At 63.1% G+C, this 12,436-nt stretch carries 9 protein-coding genes; 8 read left to right on the top strand and 1 reads right to left on the bottom strand.

The window, feature by feature from the left end; genetic code table 11:
- Positions 1–61: 61 nt before the first annotated feature.
- Entirely contained in the window at positions 62–2,272 is a 2,211-nt protein-coding gene (locus tag AC1DDG_RS12040; RefSeq protein ID WP_476876277.1) for an MMPL family transporter, read from the top strand.
- Between the two features lie 72 nt (positions 2,273–2,344).
- Here the strand turns inward: AC1DDG_RS12040 and AC1DDG_RS12035 are convergent, their stop codons facing one another.
- Positions 2,345–3,298 (bottom strand): NAD-dependent epimerase/dehydratase family protein, encoded by a 954-nt coding sequence (locus AC1DDG_RS12035; protein WP_476876239.1) that lies wholly within the window; start codon positions 3,296–3,298, stop codon positions 2,345–2,347.
- Positions 3,299–3,530: 232 nt separating this feature from the next.
- Here AC1DDG_RS12035 and AC1DDG_RS12030 point away from each other — a divergent pair, with 232 nt between their 5' ends.
- The 7 genes from AC1DDG_RS12030 to dnaK all read left to right on the top strand — a co-directional run bounded on the left by AC1DDG_RS12030 (position 3,531) and on the right by dnaK (position 12,435).
- The gene (locus tag AC1DDG_RS12030) at positions 3,531–4,565 is read left to right on the top strand and encodes a LacI family DNA-binding transcriptional regulator (RefSeq protein ID WP_476876238.1); all 1,035 of its coding nucleotides are present in this window, start codon (positions 3,531–3,533) and stop codon (positions 4,563–4,565) included.
- Positions 4,566–4,763: 198 nt separating this feature from the next.
- Entirely contained in the window at positions 4,764–6,113 is a 1,350-nt protein-coding gene (locus tag AC1DDG_RS12025; RefSeq protein ID WP_476876237.1) for an ABC transporter substrate-binding protein, read from the top strand.
- A gap of 76 nt (positions 6,114–6,189) precedes the next feature.
- Positions 6,190–7,176, top strand: a complete 987-nt coding sequence (locus AC1DDG_RS12020) for a carbohydrate ABC transporter permease (RefSeq protein ID WP_476876236.1) — start codon at positions 6,190–6,192, stop codon at positions 7,174–7,176.
- The gene (locus AC1DDG_RS12015; protein ID WP_476876235.1) at positions 7,173–8,069 is read left to right on the top strand and encodes a carbohydrate ABC transporter permease; all 897 of its coding nucleotides are present in this window, start codon (positions 7,173–7,175) and stop codon (positions 8,067–8,069) included. The genes AC1DDG_RS12020 and AC1DDG_RS12015 overlap by 4 nt, the downstream gene beginning before the upstream one ends.
- Before the next feature lie 58 nt (positions 8,070–8,127).
- Complete coding sequence (gene arfA, locus AC1DDG_RS12010) at positions 8,128–9,639, top strand: arabinosylfuranosidase ArfA (protein ID WP_476876234.1); 1,512 nt, start codon at positions 8,128–8,130, stop codon at positions 9,637–9,639.
- Between the two features lie 192 nt (positions 9,640–9,831).
- Entirely contained in the window at positions 9,832–10,254 is a 423-nt protein-coding gene (locus tag AC1DDG_RS12005; RefSeq protein WP_230119218.1) for a hypothetical protein, read from the top strand.
- 309 nt (positions 10,255–10,563) lie between these two features.
- Positions 10,564–12,435 carry a molecular chaperone DnaK gene (dnaK, locus tag AC1DDG_RS12000; RefSeq protein WP_230119219.1) on the top strand — a complete coding sequence of 624 codons (1,872 nt, stop codon included), beginning with the start codon at positions 10,564–10,566 and terminating at the stop codon, positions 12,433–12,435.
- Position 12,436 lies beyond the last annotated feature (1 nt).

The raw sequence follows: 12,436 nt of genomic DNA, 5'->3' as shown, positions 1-12,436 counted from the left end.
TATGATGGATCAATTCTACTCCGCCGGATTCCACTGGTCCCCGTTCCCGAAGAAGGACCCCATGAAGCAGCCATCCCACAGCAAGCCGCGCCACCCGTTCTGGCTGCGCTGGCTCATTCCCGTGTTCCTCGTCATCGCATGGCTCGCCGTCGCCGGCGTAGGCGGACCGACTTTTGGCCGGCTGGATGAGGTCTCGTCAAATGACCAGGCTTCGTTCCTGCCGGCCGGAGCGGAAGCCACTAAGGCCCAGGGCTGGCAGGAAAAGTTCCGGGATTCGCGCGAGATTCCCGCCGTCGTGGTCATTGAAAGCGACGCCGCCTTTACCCCGGCGCAGCTGCGTGAGGCGGCTGAACTCAAAGGCAAGCTGGAGGCGCTCAAAGCGGGCAGCGCCGTGATTGGCCCTATCCCGTCCAGCGACCAGAAGGCGGTGCAGCTCGTGGTGCCCATCCCGTCCGCCGGCGAGGTGAAGGACGTTGTCCAGGAGCTGCGGAACGAGGTCCTGGCCGGGGCCCCGGCCGGCATGCGGACCTTCGTCACGGGGCCCGCCGGACTGACAGCGGATCTGGTAGGCGCCTTCGCCGGCATCGACGGCATCCTGCTGCTTGTGGCACTGGGGGCGGTATTTGCAATTCTCCTGATCGTCTACCGGTCACTGCTGCTTCCGATTGCCGTGCTGCTCACATCGGTCTTTGCGTTGTGCGCCGCCATCCTGCTGGTGTTCGGCATGGCGAAGCTCGGCTGGATCCAACTCAACGGCCAGAGCCAGGGCATTCTGTCCATCCTGGTGATTGGAGCCGCCACAGACTATGCGCTGCTTTACGTGGCAAGGTTCCGCGAGGCGCTGACCCACACGACCAACCGGACCGCCGCGGTCCTCACCGCCTGGAGGGCCTCGTTCGAACCGATCCTTGCGTCCGGAGCCACGGTGATCATCGCCCTGCTGTGCCTGCTGTTCTCCGATCTCAATTCCAACAAGGCCCTCGGCCCGGTCGCCGCCGCCGGCATCCTCTGCGCGCTCGTGGCCGCACTGACCCTGCTGCCGGCGCTGCTGGCTCTCCTCGGCCGCACCGCGTTCTGGCCCTTCCGCCCCAGGCTGATGCCGGAAGGGGAGCGCGAGCCAGTCCCGGTGACCGGGCTCGAAGGCCAGAAGGGGCTGTGGCGCGCCACCGGATCGCTGGTGTCCCGGCGTCCGCGGACGGTTTGGGTGGCTTCGGTCCTGTTGCTGCTGGCCGCGTCGGCAGGTCTTCTGCAGCTCAAAGCCAATGGCGTCCCTCAGACCGACGTCATTCTCAGCGCCTCCAATGCCGTTGACGGGCAGGACGCCCTGGCCCGCCACTTCGATGCCGGGAGCGGCAGCCCGGCGGTGATCGTGGCAGCTGAGGCCAAAGCCGGCAGAGTGCTGGAGACTGTGAAAGCGTCCGACGGCGTGGGGAACGCCTACCTCCTGGCTGACGGCGCCGTGCCGATCACCGGAGCGCCGGGATCGCCGTCCGTACCGGCCGTCCGCGGCGGGAAAGTGTTGCTCAACGCCACCCTGGACTTCGCGGCAGACTCGAACGACGCTGAGAAGGCCGTGCTGAAACTGCGTGAAAGCGTCGGGGCCGTGGACCCGGGAGCTTTGGTTGGGGGCGTGACGGCCACGGCCCTGGACACCAACACCACCGCACAGCGGGACCTCGTCACCATCATCCCCGTGGTGCTCGGCGTCATTCTGGTCATCCTGATGCTCCTGCTCCGCTCCGTCCTGGCGCCCGTCCTGCTGGTGGCCTCGGTGGTCCTTTCGTATGCGGCGGCCATGGGAGTCTCGGCCCTGGTGTTCAACAACATCCTCGGGTTCCCCGGAGCCGACGCCACGGTGCCGCTGTTCGGCTTCGTGTTCCTTGTGGCACTCGGCGTGGACTACAACATCTTCCTCATGAGCCGGGTCCGCGAGGAGTCGCTGAAACACGGCACCAATGCCGGTATTCTGCGCGGGCTGGGCGTGACCGGCGGGGTGATCACCTCCGCGGGCGTGGTGCTCGCGGCGACCTTCGCCGCCCTGGGAGTCATCCCGATCATGTTCCTGGTGCAGCTCTCGTTCATCGTGGCGTTCGGGGTGCTGCTGGACACGGTGCTGGTCCGCTCCCTGCTGGTCCCCGCCCTGGCTTACGACCTCGGCAGGCGGATCTGGTGGCCCGGCAGGCTGGGCCGCCCGGAGCCGGCTTCCGCGGGCGAGCTTCCGGACGGGGCCGAGGTCCGGGAGACCGGAACCCGGGAGGCCGGCGTGCGTTAGGCCCAGGCCGGTTAGGCCAGGCCGGTTAGGCCCAAGCTGGCAGGCCGGGGTGACCAAACACCCGGCAGGGCGTCAGCGGGGCGTGGGTGCAGTGGAGTTCTCCGCGCGCCACCACTCCACGGTTGCCTTGGCTGCGGCCGCCAGAGGAGTGGGGCGAAGGTCCAGGGCTGCCTCGCTGGCCCCGGAATCCATCACGAACGGTCGCTGGAACTGGTAGAGAGTCTCGCCGAGCTCCCGGATGTCGGCCGAGAACAGGCCCACGGTGCGAAGCAGCCAGCCCGGCAGGGTGCCGACCTTCGGCTGCGGCACCCCGGCGGCATCAGCGAACGCGGCGGCAAGCTCCCGCTGCGTGAGGGCCGGATTGGTGGGAGCGTGCAGCACGCGGTCCCACAACACGGGATTCTGCCCGGCCTTGATCATGGCCGCAGCGAGATCGGGGACGAAGGTGAACGAATGCGGCTGGTCCGCGCTGCCCACCACGCGGAGCTTCCGGCCCGAAAGGATCGCGGGCACCATCCGCTCGCCGGCGTGGGACATCCGCACTCTGGGTCCGAAAAAGTCGCCGGCAACCACACTGACGGTGCCGGTTGCGCTCGCCTGCCGTGCCTTGAGCAGCGCCGTCCGCACTCCGCGCTTGCCGCCGCTTGCTGCGCGCGGGCTGTCCTCAGCCATGACGCGGTCCGGTTCGCTGTACGAGTAGAGACTTTCGGGAAAGACGACGACGGCGCCCGCCTCGCCGGCGGCCGCCAGGACAGCCTGTTCGGCCGCTGGAAGTTCCTGCTCCCAGGCCCCGGCACTGTAGGCGGAACCGTGGATGCAGTGGAAGGCGGCCGTGGCGCCGCGGATGGACCGGGCCACCAAAGCCCGGTCCGATACATCCACGGGCAGCCTTTCCACCAGCGGATGTTCCGGGCCGCTGCCGGACCGCGTCAGCACGCGGACCCTTTTGCCCTGGGCTGCCAGCTGTTCGGCAACCGTCCACCCCACAGGTCCTGCTCCAGTCACCGCAAAGAGTTCTTCTGACATGGCTCCAGGCCTTTCGTGGCAACACAATTCGATTGGAAGAGAAGTAGCAGTCCCAATATTTCAGACTGCGCCTGCAGAAAGCGATCATCTCTTCCTCCCTCAGCCTTGGAGAGCGCCCCGGCTCGACCTGCTGGGCCGGAGCGAAGCGACGCCGGCGCGCTCGGTACGCCGAGCGTTCCAACGATGTAACCTCAGGAGGAGAGGCGGGCATTTGTTTGGCGGAAAGGATGACATGGCGATCACCATGCGCGACGTGGCTCAGGTGGCGTCCGTGTCAATCAAGACGGTGTCAAATGTGATCAACGATCACCCAAACATCAAGCCGGAGACGCGCAGGCGAGTTCTCTTGGCGATCGAGAACCTGGGCTACCAGCCCAATCTCTCTGCGCGCGGACTCCGCTCTGGCCGGACCGGCGTGATTAGCCTCATCATTCCTGACCTGAAGAACGCATATTTTGCTGAGCTGGCAGACGCGGTGATGACAGCGGCCTCCAAGAGGGGCCAGGCGGTGATCATCGAGCAAAGCGGTGGGGAGCGGGACCGCGAACTCGAAATCCTCCATGGCCCGCGCATGAGGATGGTCGATGGCGTCCTGTATAGCGTGCTCGGCCTCGGCCAGGAGGACGTGGGCCTTATAGATATCCCGACCCCGATCGTCCTGCTCGGTGAACGTATCTTTAACGGGCCTGCAGACCACGTCACCATGCACAACGTCGAGGCGTCCGAGGCAGCCACCGGGCATCTCCTTGAACTCGGACGCAGCCGGCCTCTTGCCTTTGGAGCCCACCGCAACGAAGTGATCGGTTCAGCCGGGCTGCGTCTCGAGGGCTACCGCCGGGCCCTGAAACGAGCGGGACTGCCCTACCGGGAGGAGCTCGTTGTCGACGTCCAGACCTGGCATCGGTCCGACGGTGCCCACGCGATGCGGCAGGTATTAGCGTCCGGTGTCACCTTCGACGGCGTGGTGGCATTCAACGACTCCATCGCCCTGGGAGCGATGAGCGTGCTGCAATACGCTGGCCTGAAGGTCCCCGACGATGTAGCCATCATCGGCTTCGACGACATCGACGAGACACGCTACTCCCTGCCAACGCTGTCAACCGTGGACCCCGGACGCCCCCAAATTGCCGAGACGGCCGTGCGCATGCTGCTTGAGCGGATAAACGGCGAAGCTGCGGACATTGCTCCGCGGGAGTTTGAGGCTTCGTTCAGAATTGTCCCCCGTGGATCCACGGGGGAGTCCGGGGCCTCTTTCCCCGAAAGTTAAGTCTTGACTTGTAAGCCGCATCACACCACTATGGATTTACAACGATTACATACATCGATGTAAAAGCTGGCGGAGCCTGCTCCAGGTCTTACCCAAGCCCTTCCCGGGCAGTCCAACGTCCCCGCTGGACAGGCAAGCGTGGAGCCTTCCGCTTCAGACGATGAAGTCCAGAACCTGCAGCACCGAAGGGACCCCTACGTGAACAAGAAAACAGTCGCGGCAGCATTGTCGACGGTCGCCCTGGCGGCGAGCCTCTCCGCCTGCAGCTCCGGTGAGGCCGCTACCGAAAGCGCCAGCACCACCAGTTGCACCAACAAGATTGTCCACGCGGATGCTCCTAAGGTCTCCGTCTGGGCGTGGTATCCGAACATGGCCAAGGTGGTCGACAATTTCAACAACTCCCACACGGATGTGCAGGTCTGCTGGACTGTCGCCGGGCAAGGAGCCCCGGAGTATGCGAAATTCCAGACCGCCATCCAAGCCGGCAAGGGTGCACCCGATGTGATCATGCTCGAAGCCGACCAGCTAACAGGCTTCGAGCTGCAGAATGCATTGGTGGACCTCAGCCCGTACGGCGCAGCTGATGTGAAGAAGAACTTCAGCGACGGCTCCTGGAAGGACGTCTCGCAAGGAGGCTCTGTTTACGCCATCCCCGTCGACGGCGGCCCGATGGCAATGATTTACCGCAAGGACGTGCTCGACAAGTACGGCATCAAGCCGCCGACCACCTGGGCTGAGTACGAGACGGCGGCCCAGAAGGTCAAGGACGCCGGCGGGCCAGCCTTCGGTGACCTGGGGAGCAACGTGCCGGCCGCCCTGACCGCGCTCATGGCCCAAAAGGGCGCGGTTCCGTTCACCTACGACTTGGCGGATCAAAAGAAGATTTCAATCCAGCTGGATAGCCAGCCGGCGAAGGACGTGCTGAACTACTGGGCCGGGCTCGTCAAGAAAGGCCTTGTGGGGACGCAGGACCAGTTCACCACCGACTACATTTCAGGCATGGTCGGCGGCAAATACGCGACGTATATTTCCGCCGCGTGGGCGCCGGGATATCTGACCGGCTCGGGTGTGGGCAAAGGAAAAGAGAAGGGCACGTTCGCCGTGGCAGCCCTTCCGCAATGGGATGCCAGCAACCCCGTTTCTGTGAACTGGGGAGGATCAACCTTTGCGGTCACTTCGCAAGCAGGAGACAAGAAGCTGGCTGCCGAAGTGGCCAAAGGCCTCTATGCCGACGACGCGTCGCTCACAGATGGCTGGAAGACCCAGACCATCTTTCCCCTGAACCAGAACGTGCTGAAGTCGGCTGCGTTCATCAACAACCGCGTCGATTTCTTTAGCGGCCAGACGGCCAACAAGGACATCTATATTCCAGCCGAGAACTCCTACAAGGGCTTCAGCTACAGCCCGTTCACCGTCTACTACTACGCGCAACTGCAGGCCGAGACGGTCAAGATCAATTCAGGCAAAGTCACCGGAGACGAGGCGGCCAGCGAGCTGCAGAACACCATGGTGAACTACGCGAAGAGCCAGGGATTCACAGTCAACTAGCAGCCGGGCCTGCTCCGAAGACCTGATGGTTGGCGGAGCAGGCCGGATCGACCGATAGAAAGACGCAGGACAGATCATGGCAGTTCACGGGTCAACGGTGACACCCTTGACGCAAGATTCTCCACAGGAACTACCGGCTCGCCCGGAGCAGGTGGACAGCAAACGGGCTCCCCGTATCCAGACGGTGATGGCACGGAGGGCGCGGACGGGGTGGCTCTTCATTGCCCCCTTCGGGTTAGTTTTCGTCGCGTTCCTCCTCGCCCCCCTGGCCTACGCCCTTTACCTGAGCCTGTTTACCAAGGGCCTGGCAACCGGTACGCGATTTAGCGGGCTGGAGAACTATTTTCACGCCTTCTCGGATCCGCAATTCCTGAAGGGCGTAGGGTTCGTAGTCCGTTTTTCCTTAGTTCTGATACCGGTGCAAATGGCCGTCTCGCTGGCCGCGGCCCTCGTCCTGGACCACCTCACGACACGACTGGCCAAGTTCTCCCGGCTGATGATCTTCCTGCCGTATGCGGTGCCGGCCGTCATAGGCGCGCTCATGTGGGGGTTCCTTTACAGTCCCTCGTTCGGACCGATGCAGCAAGTGTTCTCCCTTTTTCACGCTTCAGCACCGTTCCTTCTCAGCCAGGACAACGTCTTCTACGGACTGCTGAACGTGGTTACCTGGCAGTGGGCCGGGTACTACATGATTATCGTGTACGCGGCCCTGCAGGGAATCGACCCTTCCCTGTATGAGGCGGCCAAGATAGACGGTGCTTCCACCTGGCAGGTGGCCTTCCGGATCAAAGTGCCCATGGTGTCATCTGCGCTCGTGCTGATTCTTATTTTTGCTCTGATCGGAACCCTCCAGTTCTTCTCCGAGCCGCAGATCCTCGGCCCAGTCGCCAACGGGAGTATCACACCGGACTTCACGCCCAACATCTATGCATTCAACCTGGCCTTTGGCTACGCCCAGTTCAACTACGCGTCTGCCATTTCCTTTTCCCTCGGCATCATCGTCTTTATCGCCGTGTATGCCTTCATGTTCGCCACCCGCAAAAAAGGGAGCACCCTCTCATGACTGCAGTCACGACCAGCGTCCCCGCCCTGGCCCGGCGACCCAAGCCGCGCCGAAATGTGGTGGCCCATGTGTTTCTGGGAGTTTTGGTTCTGTATTTTCTGGTCCCTATCTGGTGGCTCTTCGTGGCGAGCACGAAGGACACGGAGGGTCTTTTTGCCGGCTCCTCCGGCGCCATGTGGTTCGACAAGAACTTCAACCTGGTGGCCAACCTTCAGGACCTTTTCACGTACAACGGCGGAGAGTACCTGCGGTGGCTGGGCAATTCACTGCTATATGCCGTTAGCGGCGGGCTGGGGGCCACGGCGATCTCAGTACTGGCGGGCTACGGCTTCGCGAAGTATAGGTTTCCGGGACGAAACTTGACCTTCTCGTTGCTGCTGGGCGCGGTCATGGTCCCGATGACTGCCCTGGTTATCCCCACCTTTATCCTGCTGTCCAACCTTAAGCTGACGGACACGGTATGGGCCGTCATCCTGCCATCGCTGCTGAGCCCTTTCGGCGTTTACCTCATGCGCGTTTACACCGCCGAGGCCGTGCCGGACGAGCTGCTGGACGCGGCCCGGGTGGATGGTGCCGGCGAGCTCCGCACCTTCTTCCAGGTGGCTCTGCCCCTGCTGCGCCCCGCTCTTGTGACAGTTCTCCTGCTTTCCATAGTTGGGACGTGGAATAACTACTTCCTGCCGCTGGCCATGCTGTCCACTGAAAAGCTCTACCCGCTCACAGTTGGCATTGGGCTCTGGGAGCAACTGGCTTCGTCCAATAACGGCGGCGGTCATTCCCTCTGGAGCCTCATCATCGTCGGCTCCTTCGTCTCCATCATCCCTCTCGTCGTCGCCTTCCTGACCCTGCAAAAGTACTGGCAGGGCGGCCTGTCCCTCGGCAGCCTCAAATAGAACGTCGTCACTAAGCACGGCGTACCGTTCCGTGCTTCCCCTTACCTGAAAGAAAACTATGGTTTCCGCACGCCTTACCATCGACCCGCAGTTCGCCGTGGGCCCCGTCAATCCCCGCCTGTTCGGCTCGTTCGTTGAACATCTCGGCCGCTGTGTCTACGACGGAATCTATGAACCCGGCCACCCCAGTGCAGATGCCGACGGATTCCGCACGGACGTCATCGGGCTCGTCAAGGAACTCGGTGTCTCCGCAATCCGTTACCCCGGCGGCAACTTCGTCTCCGGATTCCGCTGGGAGGACAGTGTGGGGCCCAAGGACCAGCGCCCCCGCCGCCTTGATCTGGCCTGGCACTCGACCGAAACTAACGAAGTCGGTCTGCACGAATTCGGCTCCTGGCTGGAGAAGGTAGGCAGCGAGCTGATGCTCGCCCTCAACCTCGGCACCCGGGGCACCCAGGAAGCCCTCGACCTCCTGGAATACACAAACATCAGTTCCGGGACGGAACTGTCCGAGCGCCGGGCAGCCAACGGCCGCGAGGAACCCTTCGGCATCAAAATGTGGTGCCTTGGAAACGAAATGGACGGCCCTTGGCAGTTGGGGCACCGCTCAGCTGACGATTACGGCAAGATCGCGTCCCAGACAGCAAAGGCCATGAGGCAGCTCGACCCGTCAGTTGAACTCGTCGTCTGCGGCTCATCCAGCGCCCACATGCCCACCTTCGGCGAATGGGAACGAGTTGTCCTAACCCACGCCTACGAAGACGTCGACTACATCTCCTGCCACGCCTACTACGAAGAGAAGAACGGGGACCTGGGCTCCTTCCTTGCCTCCGCCTCCGACATGGACCACTTCATCGAATCTGTGGTTGCAACGGCCGACCACGTCAAGGCAGTCAACGGCAGCTCCAAGACCATCAACATTTCCTTTGACGAATGGAACGTCTGGTACCTCGAGCGATTCCAGCAGGTCGATAAAATCGAAGGCATCGATAACTGGCCCACGGCGCCGCGGCTGCTTGAGGATGCGTACTCCGTCGCCGATGCCGTCGTTTTCGGCAACCTGTTGATCTCGCTGCTTAAACACGCAGACAGGGTCACGTCGGCCTCCCTTGCGCAACTGGTTAATGTGATCGCCCCCATCATGACCGAACCGGGCGGCCCTGCATGGAAGCAGACCACTTTCTTCCCTTTCGCGTTGACTTCCAAACTTGCCAAGGGAGCCGCTCTGGACGTCAAACTGGAAGCCGACGGCTACAGTACGGAGGTCTACGGCACTGTCCCTCTCATCGACGCGGTCGCCACCTTCGACGCCGAAACCCGCACCACCGCGGTCTTTCTGGTCAACCGCTCCCAAACCGAAGAAGCGAACGTGACGATAGACGTGACTTCTCTGAACGGCGCGATTGTCCTGGATGCTCAAACGCTTTCCGATGTGGACGTTTATGCGAAGAACACACTCGACCATCCAGACCGCGTGGGCCTCAACAGGAACAAGAGCGTCGCTGTCCGTGACGGCCTAGTCGCGATCACTCTGCCGCCAGTCTCGTGGACTGCGCTGCATCTCGGCTGACAGGCAAGGCGGGGGCATCCGAACAAAACGGGTGCCCCGCCACTGGCGCCTGGGGCAATTTCGACTTCCGGCCGGCCGGACCCTGAACCCCCGCCACCCCTCCGCAGTGCCCTGTTGCCATCCGCCGCATCTGAGTAGACTTCCAGTGCGTCCGGCCGGACGCGCCCAGTCCTCCCAAGGAGTGATCAAGCGATGACTGAAAACAGCGAGTCCAATACCGCAGGAAAGACACACAACAGCTCCAGGAACCCTGCACTTGAAGGCGAGAGCGGTCAGTACGTGGAAGGCGACTACGGCGATGCCGGCGTGGTGGCCGACGAGGCCGCCGCCGAAAAGGGTGACTACCCGGCCGGTGACTACGGCGATGCCGGCGTGGTCGGTGACGTGCCTGCGGAGGCCGAAGAAGGCGAATACTCCGAAGGCGATTACGGCAAGGCGGGGACATTGGGCCAGGAGCTCCCCGGCGAAGAAGAGGGTGAATATCCCGAGGGCGACTACGGCGCCGCCGGAACCGCGCGGGAGCGGGGCGCCGCCGGTGAGGTGAAGGACGGACTGACGGACGGCCAGGTCAACGCTCCGAGGAATGACGACGGCGGCACCTCCGCCGGGGGCTAGGAGCCGCCTCGAATAGCACCTCCAGAGCAGGTTCACGCAGAGCGAAACTGTGCTCGCGCCGTCGTCGTGGCCCCCGGTGTTCCGCCAAGTTCCGCGGATCACCGGGGGCCAACTGTTTGCGCGCGACCACCAAAATGGCAAACTTGAGCCGAGTCGACTCAACTTTGGATTGACTTAAATCGTCCGTTGAGTAAAGTTGAGTGCAGATCGCTCAAGGAGTGGGCGAGCCCCGATTCGACACGCCAAGTACTAGGCGTACACGCTCGAGCATCGGGGCCACACAGTTTCCAAGAAAGAAGGAAGCAACACATGTCACGTGCAGTAGGTATTGACCTCGGAACCACCAACTCCGTCGTCTCCGTTCTCGAAGGTGGCGAGCCCACCGTTATTGCCAACGCCGAGGGTGGCCGCACCACGCCGTCCGTCGTTGCGTTCTCCAAGTCCGGCGAAGTCCTGGTCGGCGAGATCGCCAAGCGCCAGGCCGTCAACAACATCGATCGCACCATCGCCTCCGTCAAGCGCCACATGGGCACTGACTGGGGCGTGCAGATCGACGACAAGAAGTACACCGCGCAGGAAATCTCCGCACGCGTGCTGATGAAGCTGAAGAACGACGCCGAGTCCTACCTCGGTGAAAAGGTCACCGACGCCGTGATCACCGTTCCGGCCTACTTCAACGATGCCGAGCGCCAGGCCACCAAGGAGGCCGGCGAAATCGCGGGCCTCAACGTCCTGCGCATCGTCAACGAGCCCACCGCGGCCGCCCTCGCCTATGGCTTGGACAAGGGCAAGGAAGACGAACTCATCCTGGTCTTCGACCTCGGCGGCGGCACGTTCGACGTCTCCCTGCTGGAAGTCGGCAAGGACGAAGATGACTTCTCCACCATCCAGGTGCGCGCCACCGCCGGTGACAACCGCCTGGGCGGCGATGACTGGGACAACCGCGTCGTTGAGTACCTGCTGAACCAGCTCAAGGTCAAGGGCATCGACCTGTCCAAGGACAAGATCGCCCTGCAGCGCCTCCGTGAAGCTGCCGAGCAGGCCAAGAAGGAACTCTCCTCCTCTTCCAGCACCAATGTCTCCCTCCAGTACCTCTCCGTCACCCCCGACGGCCCCGTCCACCTGGACGAGCAGCTGACCCGCGCCAAGTTCCAGGACCTCACCAAGGACCTGCTCGAGCGCACCAAGAAGCCGTTCCACGACGTCATCAAGGAAGCCGGCATCAAGCTCTCCGACATCGACCACATCGTGCTCGTCGGCGGTTCCACCCGTATGCCTGCCGTCTACGACCTCGTGAAGGAACTGGCCGGCGGCAAGGAGCCGAACAAGGGCGTCAACCCGGATGAGGTTGTGGCCGTCGGCGCGGCCCTGCAGGCAGGCGTGCTCAAGGGCGAACGTAAGGACGTTCTCCTGATCGACGTCACACCGCTGTCCCTTGGCATTGAAACCAAGGGCGGTGTGATGACGCACCTGATCGAGCGCAACACGGCCATCCCCACCAAGCGTTCCGAGACCTTCACCACGGCGGATGACAACCAGCCGTCCGTGGCCATCCAGGTCTTCCAGGGCGAGCGTGAATTCACCCGCGACAACAAGCCGCTGGGCACGTTCGAACTGACCGGCATCGCTCCGGCCCCGCGCGGCGTTCCGCAGATCGAGGTCACCTTCGACATCGACGCCAACGGAATCGTGCACGTCTCCGCAAAGGACAAGGGCACGGGCAAGGAACAGTCCATGACCATCACCGGCGGCACCGCGCTTTCGAAGGACGACATCGAGCGCATGGTCCGGGACGCCGAGGAGCACGCAGCCGAGGACAAGGCCCGCCGCGAGGCAACCGACACCCGCAACACCGCCGAACAGCTCGCCTACTCCGTGGACAAGCTGATCGCGGACAACAAGGACAAGCTGCCCGAAGAGGTCAAGACCGAGGTCCAGGCCGACGTCGACGCCCTCAAGAAGGCACTCGAAGGCACCGATGACGCGGCCGTAAAGACCGCGTTTGAGAAGCTGCAGGCTTCCCAGACCAAGCTCGGCGAAGCCATCTACGCCCAGGCCGGTTCCCCGGACGGCGCCACCGGCGCAGCAGGTGCCGAAGGCGCCCCCGCCGGCGACAAGGCAGGTTCTTCAGATGAAGATATCGTCGACGCCGAAATCGTTGACGAAGAAGAGAAGAAGTAGC

Source organism: Arthrobacter sp. 10L430, from assembly GCF_056395245.1.
Note: the sequence above shows the minus strand (reverse complement) of the source record. Positions and strands in the feature narration are given on the sequence as shown.